This is a genomic window from Chitinophaga silvatica (genome assembly GCF_003419895.1).
Lineage (GTDB): Bacteria > Bacteroidota > Bacteroidia > Chitinophagales > Chitinophagaceae > Chitinophaga > Chitinophaga silvatica.
In genome coordinates, this window is the sequence record NZ_QPMM01000006.1 from 115,560 (window position 1) to 137,919 (window position 22,360).

Consider the following 22,360-nt stretch of genomic DNA (forward strand, 5'->3'; position numbering starts at 1 on the left):
GATTTATTGGCACCCTTAACCGTTCTGAGTACTAGAAAGAAGGCGCAACAACGCCTGACCAGAGAAAGTGAAATTTTTACCACCATCATAAAGGCCATACAGGATAAGAAGGGGGAAAATATCGTATCCCTGGATCTACGCCAGATTCCTGAAGCAGTGGCCGATTTCTTTATTTTATGTGAGGCCAATTCAGGCACCCAGGTGAAAGCGATCGCTGATTATGTGGAGGAGGAAGTAGAAAAATATACATCTGAATCACCATATAAACACGAAGGATTTAATTCACAACAATGGGTATTGGTTGATTATGTGAATGTGGTAGTGCATGTATTCCAACCTGAAAACCGGAAATTCTATAATCTGGAAGAAATGTGGAGCGATGCCGATAGAATGGACCACACCGAAGACTAAGCAAAAGCAATTGTTAATTATTCATATTATTCTGTTAGCAATAAACATCCGTAAAGGAGCGTAAGATTATGGAAAAAGGAGGCAATAACTTCAACAAGGGTTCAGAAAAAGCACCTAAAAAAGGACCGAAGTTCAATATATACTGGGTGTATGCCTTTATTGGCATTGCCCTGCTAGCAATGAACTTAGCAGGAGATTGGAAATCTCCTAGCAAAGAAATCAGTTTCCAGGAGTTTCAGGTCAACTATCTGAAACCAGGAGACGTTGATCGTCTGGTGGTTGTTAACAAGAAGTATGTAGAAGTCTACATCAAACCGGATTCTCTGAAACTTCAGAAATTCAATCCGGTTAGTAAAACTAAATTTGGTAACGAAAACCCAGGCCCTCACTATCGCTTTACTATTGGTAGTGAAGAAAGCTTCAAAAAAGACATTGATAAAGCCCAGGAAGGTATTCCTATCGAAAATCAGGTGAAAATATCTTACGATGAACGCACCGGTTGGTTCGAACCTATCTTCCAGTTGCTGTTACCTATCATACTGATCATAGGATTGTGGATCTTGCTCATGAGAAAAATGGGTGGTCCTGCTGGTGGTAGCGGTGGCCCGGGTGGCATCTTCAATATTGGTAAATCTAAAGCTACTCTCTTCGATAAAGGTACCAGAGTTAATATCACCTTCAATGATGTTGCCGGTCTGGATGAAGCCAAAGTAGAAGTAATGGAAATTGTGGATTTCCTCAAGAATCCAAAAAAATATACTTCCCTCGGTGGTAAGATCCCTAAAGGAGCTTTACTGGTAGGCCCTCCGGGTACGGGTAAAACTTTATTGGCCAAAGCTATGGCCGGTGAAGCACAAGTACCTTTCTTCTCTATGTCGGGTTCCGATTTCGTTGAACTTTTCGTAGGTGTGGGTGCAAGCCGTGTACGTGACCTCTTCAAACAGGCAAGAGAAAAAGCACCATGTATCATCTTCATCGATGAAATTGATGCTATCGGACGTGCCAGAGGTAAAAACGTAATGATGAGCAACGATGAGCGTGAAAATACCCTCAACCAGTTGCTGGTAGAAATGGATGGTTTCGGAACTGATAGCGGTATCATTATCCTTGCTGCTACCAACCGCCCGGATGTACTGGATAGCGCTTTATTGCGCCCGGGACGTTTCGACCGTCAGATCTCTATCGATAAACCAGATCTGGCCGGAAGAGAAACCATTTTCGAAGTACACCTGAAACCAATCAAAACTTCTCCAAATCTTGATATCAAGAAACTGGCTTCCATGACTCCTGGTTTCGCAGGCGCCGATATAGCTAACGTTTGTAACGAAGCTGCATTGATCGCTGCCCGTAAAGGAAAGAATCAGGTAGAAATGGAAGATTTCAACGATGCTATCGACCGTGTAATCGGTGGTCTGGAAAAGAAAAATAAAATCATCTCTCCAGAAGAGAAAGAAGTAATCGCATATCACGAAGCCGGTCATGCTATCTGCGGTTGGTATTTAGAACATGCTAACCCGCTGGTTAAAGTTACTATCGTGCCTCGTGGTGTGGCTGCCTTAGGTTATGCTCAATATCTTCCTAAAGAACAATATCTCTACAACACTGAGCAATTGATGGATGATATCTGTATGACCCTCGGTGGACGTGCAGTAGAAGAACTGGTATTCGGAAAAATTTCAACCGGCGCACAAAACGACCTGCAGGTAATCACCCGCATGGCCTACGCAATGGTTACTGTATATGGTATGAATGAAAAAATCGGTAATGTATCGTTCTACGATCCAAACAGCGAACAATCTTTCACTAAACCATATTCAGAAGAAACTTCCCGCCTGATCGACGAAGAAGTACGCAAACTCATCGAAGGGGCATATGACAGAACTAAAAAACTGCTCACCGAAAAAATGGAGCAGGTGAAAGCGCTGGCTCAGGAATTACTGAAGAAAGAAGTGCTTTACCAGGCCGACTTAGAACGTCTGATCGGTAAACGCCCTTTTGATACGCATAAAGAACATCCTCTGAATGAAGGATTGACTACAGATGGGGTTCAACCATCCGATATCATTAATCCTTCACCTTCACCAGCTAATGCTTAAAAGTGGTATGAAGATTTCTCCTGCTAAGGAAAATATTCTGAAAAGAGTGCGAAATGCCCTCAGTCAGCCAGTCCAGTTGCCCTTCCCTAATTCGGAGGGCAACTCGTTCGTTTTTCGTACGGAGAATGAGAGTTTGGAATTGAAGTTCGCCGAAGAATTTGCCCGCCTTCAGGGCAAATTCGTTTTCTGCAGCAGCAAAAATGAATTGCTGGATAGCCTGAGAGCATTATGTGAACATAAAGATTGGCATAATGTATTTTGTCAGACTCCTGCTCTTTTAAAGATCATTCACCAGGAAGAATTATCGGCACTGAACCGTGGTACCATGCACGAAGCTGATGCAGCTATCACCGATTGCGAATACCTGATTGCCCGCACAGGAACCGTGGCATTAAGTGCTGCACAACCCAGCGGACGCGCATTACCGGTATATGCTCCTGTTCATATCATTGTTGCCTATACGCATCAACTGGTTTTTGATCTGAAAGATGCACTCAGTAAGCTGAAAGATAAGTATGGTAATGATTTACCCTCAGCTATATCTTTTGCTACAGGGCCAAGCCGGACAGCCGACATCGAAAAAACTTTAGTAGTAGGAATACATGGCCCCAAAGAGGTGTATGTATTTTTAGTAGACGAATAGATGAAATAACTTGTAGCCTTTAGTTGTGGATTTTAGTAATATCATGGTGGTATACTAAAAGCTAATAACTAAAGGCTATTACTTTTTTAAGAGATGAATATCAATTTACCAGCTAACAAGAAAGTTTATTTTGCTTCAGATTTCCACCTGGGAGTACCAGATCCGGCAACCAGCAGACAGCGGGAAAAACTCCTGTTACAATGGTTTGATCAGATAGAGCAAGATGCTGCACACATCTTCCTGGTAGGTGATATTTTTGATTTCTGGTTCGAATACAAACACGTTATCCCAAAAGGCTATACCAGAGTATTAGGACGTTTGGCCGCCCTCAGAGATAAAGGAATTGGTATTTCCGTATTCATTGGAAACCACGATATGTGGATGAATGGATATTTTGAAGACGAACTGGATATCCCCGTTTACTACGAACCTCAAACCTACACCATAGGCACCAAACATTTCTATATAGGACACGGCGATGGTCTCGGACCTGGTGACCATGGATATAAATTTCTGAAAAAGATATTCAGAAACCCCTTTTGCCGCCTGTTATTTTCTGCCATTCACCCTTCATGGGGCATCTCTCTGGCCAATTATTTCAGCAGAAAAAGCCGGGCCGCAACCGGTCAGGAATTGGAACATTTCCTGGGCGAAGAAAATGAATGGTTGGCTATTTACAGTAAGGAAGTGTTGCAAAAAGAACATTTCGACTTCTTTATTTTTGGCCACAGACACCTGCCGCTCGACATCAAGCTAAAAGATAATAGCAGATATATTAACCTCGGCGATTGGATAAATTACTTTTCCTATGCCGAATTCGATGGACAGGATGTAGCACTGAAATTTTTTACAGAACAGGGCAAACAGGCAGCAGATCAGGCATCTAAGATTTCGTGAAGAATAGGCGGAGAATGCATCTCCGTAAAATCTGGTAAGTGAAGCTGGAAGAAATCGAGATACGCATATAACAGTTTTCTCCTTTTATCCTTACTCATCGTAACAGTAATCAAATCCTGCATCTGGGCACACTGAAATAATTTATCTGTTAACTCGCTGCAATCCGGATCTAAATGATAACTATGATGGGGTGGTAAGTCGGTAAAGTTACCTTCCTGCAAATCCAGATACGGTGTATATTCCGTGAACCTGCCATTCAATTTAAATCCCAGCTGCTCCCCTACTTTCAAGGTATAATACAATGGTAAATTAGCTATAGCCGGCATGGGGGCCATATCTAGCAATTGCAGGGTGTTTTCAGTAAAATAATAAAGATCCAGATGCTGCTCAGGCTGTTTGAGACATTTCTGTAATAATTCTATAATATATAATGCAACTGTGTTTTTTACAACGTTCAGTTGTATAGAAGTATATATGTATCCCAATTTAAATTCGGAGATACGGTGTATATTTTTTATATCCTGGTGATATACCACCATTTCCAGGATATTGCCTGGTTGAAGCAAATTCCCTTTTGCAGCTTTAGGTTTGGAAGATCTGGCGCCATTTACGATATATGATTGTAATCCAAATAGCTCAGTGAATACACTCAGTATCAGGCTTGTATCTCCATACTTAACCGCACGAAGAACGATGCCGCGCGTTTTATGAAGCATTTAATAAGTATCAATAAAAGTGCAATTTACGAGAATTAAACAGGTTTGTTTCTACCAGTTATACGATTCCGGGGTTAACAGCTAATGGCTATTTTTATTTACCTTTACGCCCTACTAAAATTGGAAGTCCTTATGTGGCAACGGTTAGCCAGCTTTGTGCTCAAATATAGATTAATACTACTTGTTCTGCTATTTATCAGTACCGGGATAATGGGTTATTATGCCAGTAAAGTGCAGATGTCTTACGATTATGTGGCTACCATACCAAAAGATAATCCTAAGTATCTTGAGTTTCAGGAGTTTAAGCAAAAATTTGGGGGAGATGGCAATGTGTTGATGCTGGCAGTACAAACAGATAAATTCTTCTCAAAAGATTTCTTCCAGGATTATGTGCAGCTCAATAAAGACATGAAAAATGTTTTTTCTGTCGAAAATATTATGAGCGTGCCAATGGCTATTAATCTTGTTAAAAATGATAGCACGCAAAAGCTGGAAGCCCGGCAACTATTTAGCGGCGATTTATCGGATCAGGCCGTAATAGATAGTCTGGCTAATAAATTCTATCAACTTCCCTTTTATAAAGGCCTTTTGTATAACCCCGATAGCCATGCATACCTGATGGCTATTTATGTAAATAAAGACGTATTTAATTCTCCTAAACGTACGGATGTTGTAAAGGAGATTACAAAGCTGGCCAACAATTTTCAGGAGAAGCATAATTCGGAAGTCCGTTTAAGCGGATTACCCCTGATCAGAACAGTAATGGCAGTAAAAGTGGCAGATGAACTCAAATTATTTTTAAAGATTTCATTCCTGCTGACAGCTCTCATATTGTTCTCATTCTTCCGTTCTTTCAGTGCAGTACTTATGTCGATGATTGTGGTGGCGATTGGAGTAATCTGGTCGGTAGCTACTATCGTATTGATGGGATATAAAATTACTTTGTTAACAGGGTTGATCCCTTCCCTGATAGTCGTGATAGGAATTCCCAATTGTGTTTATTTTCTCAGTAAGTATCATGCCGAGTATGCCAAAGACCAGAACAAGTCGAGGGCATTGGTGCATATGATACAGCGCATGGGAATTGTAACGCTGTTTACCAATATTACAGCAGCTATCGGATTCGGAGTTTTCTGTTTTACAAATAGTGCTATTTTGAAGGAATTTGGTGCCGTAGCCGGAATGAATATCATGTTTATTTTCATGATTTCATTCGTGTTTCTGCCAGCAGTTTTAAGTTATTTACCTCCACCGAAAAGCAAGCATACCAATTACCTGGAAAACCGTTTCTTCATATCTATATTAGATTTCCTAACCACATTGGTGTTTAAGTATCGTCCGTGGGTTTATGGAGTTAGTGCTGTGTTGCTGATACTTGCCGGAATAGGAATGAATAAGTTGCAGTCGGTAGGTTATATGCTTGATGATATTCCGCATACTGATAAGCTATATACAGATCTTAAGTTTCTGGAATCGAACTTCAAAGGAGTAATGCCATTGGAGATTTCGGTAGATACAAAAAAGAAGAACGGAGTTATTAATCTGACAACTCTTAATAAGTTAGATGAACTAACTCAGTTTATTGCAGCGCAACCGGATTTTGGTCGTCCGTTGTCTGTTGTGGAAGGTATTAAGTTTGCGAAGCAGGCTTACTATAACGGGGATAGTTCTAACTATGCGGTGCCGAATCAATTCGATTTAGGATTTCTGGCGCCTTACCTGAGAATGAAAGGAGCGGCTAATGCGGGAGGAGAAGCTTCAACATTTACCAAACTTGTTTCATCGTATATGGATAGTACCAAGCAGGTAGCGAGATTGAGTGTGAATATGAAGGATGTAGGTTCTCAACGTTTGCCTCAGTTATTGGATTCATTACAACCACAGGTAGCAAAAATATTTGATACGGCACATTATAAAGTAACGTTTACGGGTACCAGTGTTATTTTTCAGGAAGGTTCCCGTTTTATTATTAATGGGTTGATGGAAAGTATAGTATTGGCATTTGTGCTGATCATGTTCTGTATGCTCTATTTATTCCGTTCCTGGAGGATGTTGTTGATTTCATTGATTCCTAATGTGATTCCATTGGTTGTAACAGCCGGAGTAATGGGATGGGCAGGAGTTGCATTGAAGCCTTCTACGGTGTTGGTATTTAGTGTGGCTTTGGGAATTGCGATAGATGTTACTATCAGGTTCCTGGTAAACTTTAAGCAGGAGTTGCCGCGCAATGAATTTGATATTAGTGCAACGGTGAAACAAACAATTCATGAAACAGGCTTAAGTATTATCTATACATCTGCGATTCTGTTTGCAGGGTTTATGATCTTTAGTTTCTCTGATTTTGGAGGAACCAAAGCATTAGGATGGTTAACCTCCCTCACGTTGGTGATGGCAATGATTACGAATCTGACAATTTTGCCGGCGTTATTGCTTTGGATGGAGAAGGCATTGTTGAAGAAGGCGAAGAAGAAAGAGTTGTGGAAGACGTTGGATGACGAGGCGGATATTGATGTTGCGGAGTTGGGAATAGAGAATCGCGATTAGATTGCTCGCAAAGGGGCAGAGATTAATATTAAGGGGCAAAAGATTTTTTTAGATTAACGCGAATGTTTTTAAGAATTGCTGGTTAGTTTCTGGTTTAGAACAAACTTCTCAGCAATTCTTAAAAACATTCGCTTTTTTATAAAAATCTTTTGCCCCTTAATATTAATCTCTGCGCCTTTGTGAGAAAATTTCATAAGAGATTCAGGCTCTGTATGGGTTAGATGGTCAATTGATCTAGTGGGAGGCGCTTAAATACTTGTATGGCCGTTTGTAAAAAATGAGCATATAATATAAGTAAAAAGTGAGAGGTTTATAATGCCATTCTAACCACATAGTTCATGAAAAATAAGTACTTAAAGGGTGCTCACTTATCTGAGCGCAAATTTAAGGAGATCTTGCGGCTGTTTGCCGATGATCTGACTGCCACGCAGATAGCGAATATCAGTGGCGTAAGTAGGGTAACGATCAATAGTTATCTGAAGAAGTTAAGACAGCAGATTGCACGTTATTGTGAGACGTTGCATCCTGTGCCTGCCCCTATCCTTTCTTTTGAGCCTCGACAATTAGTATCGGCTGCAGACAATGATGGAGAAACTTTAGTAGCTGTGAAAACGGAAGTTGACAAGGTTGTGAAGCCTGTTATTTTCGGTATTTGCAGAAGCGGAGAGAGAGTCCATACAGAGATTCTGCCCGATGTAACCCGTTCTATGATTCATGCGGCAACGCGGGGACGTTCTGTTTTGGAAACACAAAGTTCGTCGGAGCGTTTACGTAAGTATAACGGGGTTGTTGACTTGGGGCAATATCGGTTATACCGATTAGGTCAATCGACTGATTCTCATCAGATGGATGATGTGGATGCATTCTGGGGCCTGACCAAGCATCGTTTAGCGAAGTTTAAAGGATTGAACCGTAATACGGCGTATTTACATTTGAAAGAGTGTGAATACCGGTTTAATTATCGCAACGAGGACTTGTTTAATGCGCTGATAGAGTTGTTAAAGATCTATCCACTGTCATTATCCTAAGATATTTAGCCCCATTTATGTGGGGCAACATTAATCTCGATTTAGATTTTGGTTGATGAGTACAGGCGGTAGTCTTGCCGCTTGTTTTATTTTCATGCCATTACGCATTATGTTTTTATATAATCTGTTAAAGAAAAGTTAAAAGACTGTTATCGTAATGTTATCGGCAACTTTTCTAGCTTAATTTTTTGTTAAGAAAGTTTATATTTGAAGCCGATTGAAATTTTGCTAAGGAAACTGCTTATGAGAAGGAAGTTTATTACACTTTCGTGTGATTCATTGAATGAATTGCAAGAAAAGTAATAAATCAATTGCGTTCTATTAAAAAAGATGCCAAAACATAGAAAGATCTATTACTGCCAACTCGCCAGCTTAGTTTACTAAATATTTTTTCGATTCATTTACGGGAACCAAAATTATTAAGGCTTAAAAGTCTTAGACTGTTTTTTATTTTTTAAGGTTAAGGAAACAAAATCATGCTTATGAGGAAAGTTCTATTTCTCCTCCTGTCCGTTCTATTCCTGGGCGGACAGGTCTATGCGCAAAGTCGCACTGTAACAGGGAGAGTGACTGATGCCAAAGATGGCTCAGGTATTCCCGGTGCCACCGTACAAATTAAAGGCACCAGTAAAGGAACTGTTACGAATCCGCAAGGGTCTTTCACTTTACAGGTAGATGGTAATGTTACTTTAGTTGTTTCTTTCATCGGATTCGAGCAGAAAGAAGTAGCTACAGGTAATGTATCCACTGTGAATGTAGCACTGAAAACAGATTCCAAGAGTCTGGAAGAAGTAATCGTAACTGGTTACACCATAGAAAAGAAGGTCAATTCTACAATTGCTGCTTCTACTATCAGTGGTGCAAAGATCAACAACGTAGCATTACCTGATGTAAATCAGATGCTGCAAGGTAACGCTCCTGGTGTTGCAGTTTCTACCAACTCCGGTCAGCCGGGTGCTAAAACTGAAGTAAGAATCCGTGGTATCGGTTCTATTTCTGCCAGCAATGCTCCTATCTATGTTGTAGATGGGGTAATTGTATCGTCTGGTGACTTCACTCAAAACACTGCTACTTCAGATGTTATCTCTACTATCAACCCAGCCGACATCGAAAACATTACAGTACTGAAAGACGCTTCTGCTACTGCTTTGTATGGTTCTCGCGGTTCTAATGGTGTGATAGTTATTACAACTAAGAGTGGTAAAAAAGGTACCAACAAAATCAACTTCAATGGTAAGTATGGTTTCCAGAATTTAGCTCGCAGCATCCCAATGATGAGTTCTGCAGAGTTACTGGAGTACCAACGTGAAGGTATGAGAAACGCTACCAACAAAGATGGTTCTAAGCTTTATACTGAAGAACAAGTATTGGCTAACCGTCCGGATATGTTGAAGAATGTAAACACAGATTGGGCTGGTCTTGCTTTCCATACTGGTAAAACTCAGTCTTACGGTATTAATGCAAGCGGTGGTAATGACAAAACATTATACTATGCTTCCGGTGATTACTTCAAACAGGAAGGTATCCTGATTGGTTCAAACTTTAGCCGCTATAATGGCCGTTTGAATGTAGATCACAAATTCAATGATAAATTTGATCTGAGCTTCAAAGTAAATGGTTCCTATACTGATATGAGAAGTGCCAGTGCTGGTAACAGCTACTCTTCTCCATTGATGGGAGCTCTTGGTAACGTTCCTTATATACCAGCCTATGATGCTAACGGTAAACCTTACAATGGTTATACTGCTGGTCAACCTGGTACTACTACCTGGGCTGATTTGTCTAGCATTCCTAGTTCTTTACGTCCGGTTCTTCGTGGTGGTAACTTCCTTAGCACTGTTGAAAACAACTACAACAAGAGCAACACTGCTCAAACTGTATTCAACGTTGCTTTAGGATATAACATCATTGACGGTTTACGTTTTGTAGTGAAAGGAAATGCTGAAATCACTAATATCCGTGAGAAACAATGGACTTCTCCTAATTCATATGATGGTCGTAACTATGGTGGTTACCTCTATAACGTGAATACCAATATGGGGCTGTATACTACTCAACAATTGTTGACTTACAACTTTTCCATTGCTAAAGATCATAATATCCGTTTGTTAGCAGGTAATGAATACTCGTTCTCTAACAGAGTATGGAACTACAGTGCTAAGAATGGTTTCCCTAGCCAATCATCTCAGGTACCAGATGCTGGTTCTACCTATTTCGATATGGCTGGTGATGAGTTGAACTATGCTTTCCAGGCTTTAATTGGTAAAGTAGATTACGACTATAAAAACAAATATTTCCTAAGCGGTAGCTATAGAAGAGATGGTTCAAGCCGTTTCCCTAAAGACAGCCGTTATGGTAACTTCTACTCTATAGGTGCTGCATGGCGTATTACTGAAGAAGATTTTGCAAAGAATATTTCCTGGTTAAATGACCTGAAACTCCGTTCTAGCTATGGTGTTATGGGTAATGCTGAAGGTTTGGGTAACTACCCTTATCAACCGCTGTTTAGCCTGTTGGGTGCTTACGATGGCCAATCTGTTGCTTATCAGAAACAACCAGGTAACCCTAACCTTGGATGGGAAAAACAAAACCTCTTCGATGTAGGTATCGATGTTTCTGTTCTGAACAGACGCTTATTTGGTAGCTTCGGTTTCTACGACAAACGTTCTTCTGCATTATTGCTTGAGAAACCATTGTCTATGACTACTGGTTACGCAACAATGAACATGAACGTTGGTCAAATGATGAACCAAGGTTTTGAAATTACCATTGGTGGTGTTCCTGTAGCTACTAAAAACTTTACCTGGACTTCCGACTTAAACTTTGCTACACTTAAAAACAAAGTATTATCATTAGGTGGTGATCAGTTCATCCCTGCTGGTACTCGTCAACGTATTGAAGTTGGTATGCCTTTTGGCTCCTGGTATTTACCAATATGGGCTGGTGTAGATCCTAAGACTGGTTCGGCACAGTGGCTCGATAAAGATGGTAAAGTTACCACTGTTTACTCTCAGGCAGCAAGACAATATGCTGGTCAGGCATTGCCTAAAATCACCGGAGGGTTCACCAATAAATTCAATTACAAAGAATTCGATCTGTCTGTATTTATTACATTCAGTGCAGGTAACAAAGCTTACAACTCAAACCGTGCTAATTTAGAGAGCGATGGTAACAATACCACCGGTAACCAGGCTAAAGACGCGTTGGATCACTGGCAATATGAAGGCCAAATCTCCGACAGACCTAAAGTTATTTGGGGTAACAGCACCAGCTCTACCAGCACTTCTACCCGTTTCTTAGAAGACGTTTCCTACGCTAAATTGAGAAATGTAACCTTAGGTTACAACCTTCCTAAATCTCTGATAAGCAGAACTAAACTTCAAAACTTAAGAGTATATGCACAAGCAGAGAACCTGTTTACTTTAACTAAGTATAAAGGATGGGATCCTGATGTGAATACTAATCCTGCAGCTCCAACCAGTACCGCAAACGTTGCTGTATCTAATGGTGGTGTAGATTTTTACCGTTATCCTACTTCAAGGATTTTCACTTTCGGTATTAACGTGGGTCTGTAATTGAGTAAAACAAAAATTTAAGAATTGATTATGTTTAAATATTCTAAACTCTCAATATTGGCTTTGGCTACTGCTGGTATGTTTTCTGCTTGCAGCAAACTGGATCAGGACCCACAGTCATCACTGAGCGATAAAGATGCAGTAACGGAAGCAAATGCCCGTATCCTGGCAAATGGTATGTATTCTCGTATGCAAACTCTCGAATATTATGGTCGTGATTTCATGGTCGTATCAGATTTGGGTGGTGTGGATATGAAGATCACATCCCAGAACTCAAGTAGATTTCTCAATGAGTTCCAATTGCTTTATACGCCGTTGGTTGCTCCACAATCCAATACTTTCCTGAATGCCTACAGAGTGGTAAACCAGGCAAATGTACTGATCAATCAGATCGCTGAAAATAGCAATACCTCTTCTATTCGTGGAGAAGCTTATTTCATGCGTGCATTGGCGAATTTTGACCTAGCAAGAAGGTATTGCAGACCTTATTCTAACGAAAAGGCACAAACTGTAGGTGTTAACTCACCAAATACCGGTATTGCTTTAGTAACAACATCGGTTAGCGATCCTAATGCTTATAAACCAAGTCGTAGTACACTGGAAGAAACTTATAATGCTATCATCGCAGATTTGAAAGTTGCACAGGAAAAAGCACCTACCAGTACTCCTGGTAAATCAGGTGTATTCAAAGGCTCTAAAGACGCTGCTACAGCTTTACTGAGTCGTGCTTATCTCGCTATGAAAAGCTGGGATAATGTAATTACTGAATCAAGTAAATTGATCGGTAAATACGAACTGTATAAAGCTAGTGAAGTAGTAAATATCTTCAATGCTGATGGTGCTACCAGTGAAGAAATCTTCTCTGTTCGCAACACCGTTAATAATGGTCTCGGTTCTAACAACTTCGGTTATATTTATGTTGCTCAGGCAAATGGTGGATATGGTGATATCAGACTAACTGAAGGATTCATGAAATTATTTGAGGAAAATGATGCACGTAAAGGACAGATCTTGCCTTTGGATAATGGAGCAAACAATTATCTGATGAAATTTTCAGGTAATCTTGCCCAAGGTCAGGTAGGTTTGGTGAATGTACGTGTTTTAAGAATCAGCGAAGTTCTGCTCAACCGTGCTGAAGCATACAATGAAAAAGGAGACTTAGGACTTGCTGTCGCTGACGTAAATAGCCTGAGAGCAAATCGTGGTCTTACTCCTTTTGTAAGTTCAAATCAAGATGATATCAGAGCTGAAATCAAAAAGCAAAGAAGAATTGAACTGGTTGGTGAAGGCTTCGGAATGTTTGATTTGTTCCGTAAGAACGATACCCGTGATATTCCTGATGCTAATGCTCTCAGATCTAGTGAACTTAAACCTTCAGGTGATAAAGTGGCGTATCCAATTCCTCAAACAGAAATTGATACCAATCCTAATATGGTTCAAAATCCAGGATATTAATATTATACCTGTCCATAAAAACTTAAGAGGCTATACGAAAAGTATAGCCTCTTTTTTTTGCTGGTTTTCCTTCCTTACCCCAAAAAAAATTTTTGTAAGAATCTCTTATAAATAGAGATAAAAAAAATATCAGGTTAACCTGCTTTTTTCTCAACAAATCCAAACTCCTCCGTGTTATTTAGCTGTTATTTAACAAATATCTACATTCCGATATATAACAATTTATTAGTAATTGATTGATATTATTTTATCTATTACTGATATTATTTATGCTTTTTTTATCGTAATTTAATTCTTGTTAACTTCTATTTAGTCAATCAAAACCAGTCGCTTATGAAAAAAGAGCTACTACTATGGCTGTTTTTATGCTGCGGCGTTCTCAACGCTTTCTCGCAGTCCCGAACGATTAGCGGAACAGTTACTGATGCAAATGACGGGTCACCTCTTCCCGGTGTAACAGTTGTGGTAAAGGGCACAACCAGAGGAGCAATGACTTCTGGTGATGGTACTTACCGAATCAGTAATGTTGCTAATGGTGAAACATTGGTATTCTCCTTTATAGGTTATCTCACTAAAGAAATAACTGTCGGTACAGAAAGTACAATAAACGTTACTCTCGCAGCAGATAAAAAACAACTGGGCGAAGTTGTAGTAACTGCAGTGGGGTTAAAACGTAATGAAAACTCTCTGGGTTATTCCGTTGCTACTGTAAAACCAGATCAGATCCTACAAAAATCAGAACCTGATATGTTGAAAGGTCTGCAAGGTAAAGTAGCAGGTGTGGATATACGTACTTCCCAAGGTACTCCGGGTGCGGCTACCCGTATTCAAATCCGTGGTAATACCTCCTTCTTTGGGAATAATGAACCCCTGATCGTAGTAGATGGGATTCCTTATAATAATGACCAGGTTACCACTACCAACCAGACTTCCGGCGGTGGTGCATATTCCAGTGGTTTATCTTCTCTCGATCCTAACGATATTGCCAGTATGACAGTACTGAAAGGTGCTGCTGCTGCTGCGTTATACGGATCAAGAGCTTCCAACGGTGCTATTATCATCACTACCAAATCAGGTAGTGCATCAATAGGACGTAAGAAACTGGAAGTTTCATATTCCAGTTCCATCGCCTTTGAAACAATAGCCAGTTATCCTAAGTATCAGAATCTCTATGGAACAGGTAGTGATTTTACCTATAATCCAAACTCCAATGGTTCCTGGGGTTCTGCTTTTTCTTCACAGGATTCTGTACCCGTATGGCCTGCCTATCTGAAAGCATTTCCTGAACTATTCCCTGCTTCAGGAAACATGAAATATGAAGCAGTTCCCAACAACGTAAGAGACCTGTTCAGAACCGGGTTCCTGTCTGAAAACTCAGTTACTGCAAATGGTGGTACTGAAAAATCTTCAGTCAGTGTAACTGCTTCCTATCTGAGCCAGAATGGGTATGTTCCACATTCCGATTTCAACAGAGGTAGTTTGGCTATCGGTGGTATTACCAGGTTAACAAATGGGCTGACTGCAAGCGGAAACTTCAGCTATAGCACCAGCGCCCAGGCCGGTAGTACATTTGGTGAAAACCAGGTAGATGGATCTACATCCTCCTTTGCCCGTAACCTCTTCCTGGGAAGAAACTGGAATATTGCCGGATTACCATTCCAAACTGCTGATGGAAAACCAGTTTCTACCAACCCTGCACAATACGATAACCCACTGTGGGCATTCCTGCATAATACTGTAAATACAGCAACAGACAGGTATGTTTCAGGGTTGAAATTCAACTACGATGATATTACTCCATGGTTTAGCGCAAGCTATCAGTTAGGTATAAACGCTCAAAACTTCCTGCGTAAGGAAATTGTGGATATAGGTTCCAGAGGTGCTGAAGGCGTTGGTCAGATCGTACAACAAAACTATAGATTCACTGAAATTGAGTCTAACCTGATCGGTACATTCAATCCAAAACTTAAAAATGAAGACTTCGGTCTTAAAATCATAGTAGGTCATAACGTTAACCAACGTACCACCAAATCTCAAATTTACACCGGTAAAAACATTGTGGCTCCTGGTATTTACTCTCTCAGTAATACTAAGAGCGTTCTTCCAACCGAAGATGTCTTTTATCGCAGAAGATTATGGGGGCTTTTTGGAGAGGTGGACTTTGACTATAAAAAATGGTTATTCGTAAACGTAACTGGCCGTAACGACTGGTCTTCTACCCTACCATCCGACAATCGCAGCTACTTCTATCCTAGTGTATCTGCCAGCTGGATATTTACTGATGCTTTGAAGATGGATAGTAAAGTGCTAACCTTCGGTAAATTGAGAGCAGGTTGGGCAAGAGTAGGTAGGGATGCCGATCCTTACAAACTGGCCAATATCTTTAATGTAAACTCAACCTTCCTGGGTCAATCTGGCGTAATCCAATTCCCTGTAGGTGGTAATAACCAACTGAAACCGGAATTTACCACAGACTTTGAGGTAGGTACTAACCTCGAGTTTTTCGATAGAAGAGTGGCACTCGATTTCGCATGGTATAGCCGTATTTCTACTAACCTGATTGCACCTCTTACTCTCCCTGGTTCTTCTGGTTTTACACAGGTGTTTGACAACTACGGAAAATTATCCAACAAGGGTATAGAAGTAGATTTAAATGTTGTAGCTGTAAGATCTAAAGAAGTGACCTGGAATTTCCACTGGATCTTTACTAAAAACAGAAGTATCGTAAAAGAACTGAAACCAGGTGTCGACAGGTTGGAACTTCAGGGAGTATTGGATGCAATAAGTCCATATCTGGAAGCTGGCAAACCATACGGATATCTCCGTGGTACTGCTGATGCAAGAGATGCTAATGGACATCTGCTGATCGATCCATCTTCCGGCCTTCTGATTCGCGCACTGGATCAAAGAATGATTGGGGATCCTAACCCTGATTTCAAAACTGGCTTAAGTACCACCGTAAACTATAAAGGGTTTTTCCTGAACATTCTCTGGGATCTGACCAGAGGAGGAGATGTTTACTCAACTACAGTTAGCTCGCTTCTTGGACGTGGTGTAACCTTAGATACCAAGGATCGTGAAAAGGTTATTATTATTCCTGGATACTATGGAGATGTTAACTCTCCTGGTACTCCAATACTGGATAGCCACGGAAATGAAATTCCAAATCATACTCAAATCAGTTTATTCGAAAGCTATTTTGGTGAAAGCTTCGCAATCAACTCAGCTTCTGAATGGAATGTATACGATGCTACAGTGTGGACTTTCCGCGAATTAGGTTTTGGATATGATTTTCCGAAAAATTGGTTTGATAAAACACCAATCGGAAGTTTAACACTCTCCTTTACAGCACGTAATCTTTGGTTTTATGCGCCATATATGCCTAGGTATAGCCACTTCAATCCGGAAGCCGGAAGCTTTGGTTCTACCAATGTTCAAGGTATTGAATTATCTGGTGCTCCTACCACCCGTAGATTTGGTGCTAACCTGAAAGTGACGTTCTAATTCACGAAAACTATTGAACCAATGAAAAGATTAAGCTATATACTACTAGTCACGTTTGCAGCCATGGTTGGCTGTAAGAAAGGATGGTTGGATATCAATACAGATCCTAACAATCCAACTGTAGCGTCATTGCCACAAATGTTGGTAGCTGCCCAACAAGGTTTGGCTTACGACATGGGCTTTAATAATGATAATCGTGGTGCCAGGGGTTTAACAGAAGTATTATCTGTATACATGCACCAGGTAACAGTAAGGGAAGATCAGGACCAGTATGGCGCTACCGGAACTGATTTTAGTATCAATAATTCATGGAATGATTTTTACAGTGCTCAGAGTGTAAATGGTTTACCTGATTATGTGGGATGCCTGGAAAATATTAGCGTGATGATTGCACAGGCTGAAGCCGGGGGAAATCATATCTACGCCGGAATTGGCCGCATAATGAGAGCCTATGGTGTGAGTCAGTTTGTTGATGCTTTTGCGGATGTTCCTTATTCTGAAGCTAATCAGTTTGCAACTAACGGTCTTCGTTATCCGAAATTTGATAAAGGACAGGATATATATACTGATCTGTTCAAACAACTGGATCAGGGGATTGCCGAACTGCAGGCTACCGGAGGAAATGAACTTGTACCTTCTGCAGATGATTTATTCTACGGAGGAAGTCCTGCTGCCTGGATCAGATTAGCAAACACTATTAAGTTAAAGCTCTATAATCAGATCAGATTAACCACTAATGTTTCTGCTGAAGTAACAGCACTGGTTAATAGCGGGAACCTCATTAGCAGCTGGAGTCAAAGCTTTCTCATGAAGTATGGAAAGAATCCTTCACCAGATGACAGAAACCCTGGTTTCAGCGAGTATTTCGCCACTCAGAAATCTCACTATCAGAGTCCATGGTTCTTTGAAATTCTGAAAGGTATTAATCCAAATATCTTCACTGGTATTACCGATCCTCGTATTCCATACTATTTTTATAATCAGAATACCGTAGATGGCGTATCTCAGGGTCTTGGAACCGATTATAGGGATAGTGCTTTTATCTCCATCTACTTTGGTTCTACTGGTCCAAACAGAGATAAGTCACAGGATCAGAGTATGACAGTTTTTGGTATTTATCCGGTTGGCGGACGTTATGACCAAGGTGATCATATTGTTGTAAATGCTTCCAGTGGTACCGGTGCTGCTCCATTACGTTTGCTTACCTACGCTGATGTATTATATATCGAAGCGGAGTTGATGAACGTAGGCCTCATTGGCGGAGATGCCCGTGCAACATTAAAAAGCGCAATTCTCGAATCTTTCTCTCAGGTAGATAATGTAGTGAACCTGGCCAACGGAGGTCAGACTATTCCAAAATTAGTAGGCGGGCCTGATACAGCATATACCAATCAGGTGTTGGCAGTATATGATGCAGCAACTACTGCGACCAGAAGACTTGAAATAATTATAACGGAGAAATGGATCCAAAGTTTTGGATTTAGCGGTGATCAGTATACCGACTACAGAAGAACAGGCTATCCAATCATTTTTGATCCTAATAATCCTCAAATGGCACCGGGCGGATATGCTCAGCCACCAATTAATGGAGATCCCTCCAATCCGGGAGTTCCGCAGCCTAAGGTTAGGGTAGTTTGCCTGCGCAAATACCCAGTATCATTGCCTTGGCCTGCAACAGAGCTGAACGTAAATCCAAACGCTCCGCCTCAAAAGACTCCGGATTCTTATTTCGTTTTCTGGGATAAACAGTAACTGCATTCACGCACTTTAAAAATGACTCTATGAAGAAGATAATAACAAGCATATTGATATTATTAACCGTAGTCACGAGCTTCTACAGTTGTCGGAAAAACGATAACCCTAAGCTTCCGGAAGGAATTCAGACCGGGGTTTTTCCACTGCTTACTCAGGATCCAAATGGTGATGAACTGATTCAGGATGTCACTGCTTTCTCTACTGCATTTACTCTCGGATTATACTACCCTAATCCGGTTCCGCAAAAGATGGATCTGCAGGTGATTATGAACGGTAATTATCAAGTGGTAAAAACACTACAGGCAAATATTACAAGCTTTCCTACCAAAATAAATGTAACAGGAACACAGTTAGCCCAATTGTTTGGATTAACTCCTGATCAGGTAGCAGTAGGAGATGATTTTACCATTGGTCCAGATGTAACTTTACAGGATGGAACGGTAATACACGCATTTGATTACTATTTGGATGGTACTACAGTAGTGCCTATCAGCCCTTATGGCGCAGATGCGCTAAATAATCCAGGAGCCAATACTACACTTACATATGCTAAGGTTTGTAGTTTGGATATCGACAGCCTTGCAAATGTAGGGAACGGAGGACAGTTACTGGTACAGGATCCTGACCTGGTAGAGGCTACTTATCCTGTAACAGCAACTGTAACAGATAGTATTATTAAATTGAAAGGATATTCCGAAATGCCTAATATGGTGCTAACCATCAGGGTAATTCCTAAATCACAAACGTTGGTAGTAGATAAGCAGTTCTTAGGACCAACAATTGATGGTTATAGTTATACAAACTGGAATGTGGTAGGAACAGGTACTGTTAACGCATGTAATAATACCATGACACTAAAGCTAACATTCTCAGTAGATCAAGGGTCATTTGCTCCTATAACGCAAACAGTCGTACACCCATAATAGCTAGTCATAAAAAACAAAAAACGCGGATGATATTTTCATTCGCGTTTTTTTGTGACAGGCTTTTTTACTCTTAATAGAAAAGGTTGGATAGCAATATCCAACCTTTTCTATTTTATTAAGAATATAACTTTCTTATTTAATTACTTCTTTCAGCTTAGCTTCCAAAGCTGGACCGCGTAATCCAACAGCGATGATTTTTCCCTGAGGATCGAGCAGCATATTAGTAGGAATAGAATTGATACCGTATAAACTAACTACAGCAGCATCCCATTGTTTCAGGTCACTAACTTGTGGCCATGCCAACCCATCATCTTTAATGGCTTGTAACCATTTGTCTTTAGACTTATCCAAAGATACTCCAAGCACTGTGAAGTTCTTATTCTTGTACTGATTATACGCACTAACAACGTTTGGATTTTCCTGACGGCACGGACCGCACCAGCTTGCCCAAAAATCTACCAGCACATATTTCCCTTTGAAAGAACTTAAACTTACTGATTTGCCATTAACATCCGGTAAGCTGAAATCTTTCGCAACTTCTCCTACTTTCATGCCAGCTGGCATATCACTTTCTTCAGCAGCTCCGGCGGTAGCATTAGACTTCTCCAATTGAGCAATTTTATCTGTCATGCTTTTAACCAGCGTGTTTTTAGGGAAACGTGTAGAGAGGTTAGTGAGTACTTGTTTGTGAGCCAGAAACTCTTCACCACTTCTAACCTGGCTAAGGGCAAAAACTGCGTTAGCAGGATTTTTAGTTTTATCAGCCATTAAAAAGAATCCTTCTTCAAAATCTTTTTCCTTCTTTTGGAAAGCGGCAACCTCTGTTTGGAACAGGCTATCAGGCATGGTACCATGCAAACTGTCCAATTTCCTCATCTCTTCAGTTAAGGTAATAGATTGTGCGCTGATATCCTTCATGAATTGTTGTAACTCGCTGGTGGCCTCAGAACCGCTGAATTTCAGATCTTCAGGTTTGTTAAGATCACCTTCTATTTTCATTGTACCGGCATCGAGAGATAACAGGATGAATTTATTATTAGGAAATACAACTCTGTAAAGTCCTTGCTCTGGTACACTACCTTTCAGTGTAAATTTGCCACTTGCATCTTTCACAGTAGTAGAATCTACAACCTTTACATTTTCGAGGGTTAGTTCTTCCAATACTACTGGTCCAACAGGTGCATTACTTAGGTGACCTTCAATTTTGAATTCCCCTTTTTCCGATTGAGTGTTACAGCCAGCGATAATAATTCCGGCGGCCAACCACAGTAAGATTTTTTTCATGGATTAATTTTTAACATTCTCAAGACCTATTCAATAACTAACTTTTTAATCTTTCTGCCAATAATTCATTGGTTAAACGAGGGTCTGCTTTCCCTTTTGATAATTTCATTACTTCACCAACGAATAGAGACATCAATCCTTTTTTACCTCCTTTAAAGGCGGCTACTTTATCGGGGTATTTTGCCAATACTTCATCTATAATTGGAGCAATATTATCTGCATTTGTATCCTGTAACAGATTCAGTTTTGTTGCAATTTCCAGTGGCTCGCCCGGAGCTTCAATCATTGCCGGTAATATTTTAGAGGAAGCAATGGAGAAGCTAACTTTTCCTGCATCAACTAAATTGATTAGGGATGCCAATAGTTTTGGCGTTACCGGAAATTGTGAAATGTCACCTGATTGCTCGTTTAACCATGATTTAACGGGGCCAGCCAGCCAGTTCGCAGCAGCTTTATAATGGGAAGTTTCTTTTAAGACTTCTTCAAAATAGAGTGCTGTAGCTTTATCATCACAAATCACCCGTGCATCATACTCTGTTAAACCAAATTGGGAGGTATATCGTTCAATTAATTCTTCAGGTAAAGCAGGTAATGTTGCTTTAATATGATTAATAAATTCATCGGTCAGATGAAAAGGGGCCAGGTCGGGCTCCGGAAAATACCGGTAATCATTAGCTTCCTCTTTGGATCTCATAGAGAAAGAGCTGCCTGTTGCCGCATCGAAGCTACGTGTTTCCTGCACAATGGTACCACCGCTTTCGATTAAATCTATCTGTCTTTTTACTTCATTATCAATAGCTCTTTTAACACTGCGAATAGAGTTCATGTTTTTAACCTCTACCTTAGTGCCCAGAGTGGTAACGCCTTTAAGTCTGACTGAAATATTCGCATCACATCTCATACTTCCTTCTTCCATATTTCCATCGCAGACTTCAAGATAGCGAACGAGTCGGCGCATTTCTGTCAGGTAGGCATATGCCTCCTCACTATTATGGATATCTGGTTCTGTTACTATTTCAACCAAAGGAACACCCGCCCTGTTGAGGTCTACATAACTGTAGTTAGGGTCCTGATCGTGTAGTAATTTGCCGGCATCTTCTTCTAAGTGAATACGATTTAATTTTACCTGCCGGGTTCCGGCATCTGTTGTAATAGTAAGGTATCCGCTTTTACAAATAGGAGCAGTATGCTGCGAAATCTGGTAGCCTTTAGGCAAATCCGGATAGAAATAATTTTTTCTGGCGAAATAATTATCTTTTTCAATATCGCAGTGGCAGGCTAATCCTAGTTTAATGGCGTATTCGGCTGCTTTACGGTTCATCCGGGGCAAAGTTCCCGGATGGCCCATGGTAATTGGGCTGATATGCGTATTAGGTGCGCCTCCAAAGGCGGCACTGTCGCTACAGAATAATTTACTTTCGGTAAGCAATTGGGCATGTACTTCTAACCCTATCACCGTTTCATATTTGCTATATATATCGCTCATATTTCCGTACTGATTCCCACAAATATATTCAAATAATACC

General features: G+C 40.5%; 14 protein-coding genes. 11 read left to right on the top strand and 3 right to left on the bottom strand.

What is annotated here, in order from left to right; translation table 11 throughout:
• Window positions 1–6 precede the first annotated feature (6 nt).
• From rsfS to DVR12_RS11645, 4 genes are all read left to right on the top strand, one after another.
• The gene (rsfS, locus tag DVR12_RS11630; protein WP_116975850.1) at window positions 7–411 is read left to right on the top strand and encodes a ribosome silencing factor; all 405 of its coding nucleotides are present in this window, start codon (window positions 7–9) and stop codon (window positions 409–411) included.
• A gap of 68 nt (window positions 412–479) precedes the next feature.
• Complete coding sequence (gene ftsH / locus DVR12_RS11635; RefSeq protein WP_116975851.1) at window positions 480–2,507, top strand: ATP-dependent zinc metalloprotease FtsH; 2,028 nt, start codon at window positions 480–482, stop codon at window positions 2,505–2,507.
• 7 nt (window positions 2,508–2,514) lie between these two features.
• Window positions 2,515–3,150 carry a LutC/YkgG family protein gene (locus DVR12_RS11640; protein WP_116976214.1) on the top strand — a complete coding sequence of 212 codons (636 nt, stop codon included), beginning with the start codon at window positions 2,515–2,517 and terminating at the stop codon, window positions 3,148–3,150.
• 93 nt (window positions 3,151–3,243) lie between these two features.
• Complete coding sequence (locus DVR12_RS11645; protein WP_116975852.1) at window positions 3,244–4,047, top strand: UDP-2,3-diacylglucosamine diphosphatase; 804 nt, start codon at window positions 3,244–3,246, stop codon at window positions 4,045–4,047.
• On the opposite strand, the gene recO is transcribed toward DVR12_RS11645, so the two are convergent.
• The gene (recO, locus tag DVR12_RS11650) at window positions 4,026–4,763 is read right to left on the bottom strand and encodes a DNA repair protein RecO (RefSeq protein WP_116975853.1); all 738 of its coding nucleotides are present in this window, start codon (window positions 4,761–4,763) and stop codon (window positions 4,026–4,028) included. The genes DVR12_RS11645 and recO overlap by 22 nt on opposite strands.
• 132 nt (window positions 4,764–4,895) lie before the next feature.
• Here recO and DVR12_RS11655 point away from each other — a divergent pair, with 132 nt between their 5' ends.
• The 7 genes from DVR12_RS11655 (at window position 4,896) to DVR12_RS11685 (ending at window position 19,547) form a co-directional block, all read left to right on the top strand.
• Window positions 4,896–7,307, top strand: coding sequence for an efflux RND transporter permease subunit (locus DVR12_RS11655; RefSeq protein WP_116975854.1), 2,412 nt, complete (start codon window positions 4,896–4,898; stop codon window positions 7,305–7,307).
• 338 nt (window positions 7,308–7,645) lie between these two features.
• Window positions 7,646–8,335, top strand: coding sequence for a hypothetical protein (locus DVR12_RS11660; RefSeq protein ID WP_116975855.1), 690 nt, complete (start codon window positions 7,646–7,648; stop codon window positions 8,333–8,335).
• A 482-nt stretch (window positions 8,336–8,817) separates the two neighbouring features.
• Complete coding sequence (locus tag DVR12_RS11665; protein ID WP_158563257.1) at window positions 8,818–11,910, top strand: SusC/RagA family TonB-linked outer membrane protein; 3,093 nt, start codon at window positions 8,818–8,820, stop codon at window positions 11,908–11,910.
• Window positions 11,911–11,940: 30 nt separating this feature from the next.
• Complete coding sequence (locus DVR12_RS11670; protein ID WP_116975857.1) at window positions 11,941–13,365, top strand: RagB/SusD family nutrient uptake outer membrane protein; 1,425 nt, start codon at window positions 11,941–11,943, stop codon at window positions 13,363–13,365.
• Between the two features lie 333 nt (window positions 13,366–13,698).
• Window positions 13,699–16,869: a SusC/RagA family TonB-linked outer membrane protein gene (locus tag DVR12_RS11675; protein WP_116975858.1), complete on the top strand. Its 3,171-nt coding sequence runs from the start codon at window positions 13,699–13,701 to the stop codon at window positions 16,867–16,869.
• A 21-nt stretch (window positions 16,870–16,890) separates the two neighbouring features.
• Window positions 16,891–18,621 (top strand): SusD/RagB family nutrient-binding outer membrane lipoprotein, encoded by a 1,731-nt coding sequence (locus DVR12_RS11680; protein ID WP_116975859.1) that lies wholly within the window; start codon window positions 16,891–16,893, stop codon window positions 18,619–18,621.
• Window positions 18,622–18,650: 29 nt separating this feature from the next.
• On the top strand, window positions 18,651–19,547 hold the full coding sequence (locus DVR12_RS11685; RefSeq protein WP_116975860.1) for a hypothetical protein: 897 nt from the start codon (window positions 18,651–18,653) through the stop codon (window positions 19,545–19,547).
• Between the two features lie 135 nt (window positions 19,548–19,682).
• Here the strand turns inward: DVR12_RS11685 and DVR12_RS11690 are convergent, their stop codons facing one another.
• Both DVR12_RS11690 and gatB read right to left on the bottom strand, forming a co-directional pair.
• Entirely contained in the window at window positions 19,683–20,834 is a 1,152-nt protein-coding gene (locus DVR12_RS11690; RefSeq protein WP_233522352.1) for a TlpA disulfide reductase family protein, read from the bottom strand.
• Between the two features lie 37 nt (window positions 20,835–20,871).
• On the bottom strand, window positions 20,872–22,320 hold the full coding sequence (gene gatB, locus DVR12_RS11695) for an Asp-tRNA(Asn)/Glu-tRNA(Gln) amidotransferase subunit GatB (protein ID WP_116975861.1): 1,449 nt from the start codon (window positions 22,318–22,320) through the stop codon (window positions 20,872–20,874).
• Window positions 22,321–22,360: the final 40 nt, after the last annotated feature.

Coding starts and splice junctions, on each gene's coding strand:
- DVR12_RS11685 (WP_116975860.1), top strand. CDS start 18,651: ATGAAGAAGATAATAACAAGCATATTGATATTATTAACCGTAGTCACG.
- DVR12_RS11670 (WP_116975857.1), top strand. CDS start 11,941: ATGTTTAAATATTCTAAACTCTCAATATTGGCTTTGGCTACTGCTGGT.
- DVR12_RS11675 (WP_116975858.1), top strand. CDS start 13,699: ATGAAAAAAGAGCTACTACTATGGCTGTTTTTATGCTGCGGCGTTCTC.
- DVR12_RS11645 (WP_116975852.1), top strand. CDS start 3,244: ATGAATATCAATTTACCAGCTAACAAGAAAGTTTATTTTGCTTCAGAT.
- DVR12_RS11640 (WP_116976214.1), top strand. CDS start 2,515: ATGAAGATTTCTCCTGCTAAGGAAAATATTCTGAAAAGAGTGCGAAAT.
- DVR12_RS11690 (WP_233522352.1), bottom strand. CDS start 20,834: ATGAAAAAAATCTTACTGTGGTTGGCCGCCGGAATTATTATCGCTGGC.
- DVR12_RS11655 (WP_116975854.1), top strand. CDS start 4,896: ATGTGGCAACGGTTAGCCAGCTTTGTGCTCAAATATAGATTAATACTA.
- recO (WP_116975853.1), bottom strand. CDS start 4,763: ATGCTTCATAAAACGCGCGGCATCGTTCTTCGTGCGGTTAAGTATGGA.
- gatB (WP_116975861.1), bottom strand. CDS start 22,320: ATGAGCGATATATATAGCAAATATGAAACGGTGATAGGGTTAGAAGTA.
- DVR12_RS11680 (WP_116975859.1), top strand. CDS start 16,891: ATGAAAAGATTAAGCTATATACTACTAGTCACGTTTGCAGCCATGGTT.
- DVR12_RS11660 (WP_116975855.1), top strand. CDS start 7,646: ATGAAAAATAAGTACTTAAAGGGTGCTCACTTATCTGAGCGCAAATTT.
- ftsH (WP_116975851.1), top strand. CDS start 480: ATGGAAAAAGGAGGCAATAACTTCAACAAGGGTTCAGAAAAAGCACCT.
- DVR12_RS11665 (WP_158563257.1), top strand. CDS start 8,818: ATGAGGAAAGTTCTATTTCTCCTCCTGTCCGTTCTATTCCTGGGCGGA.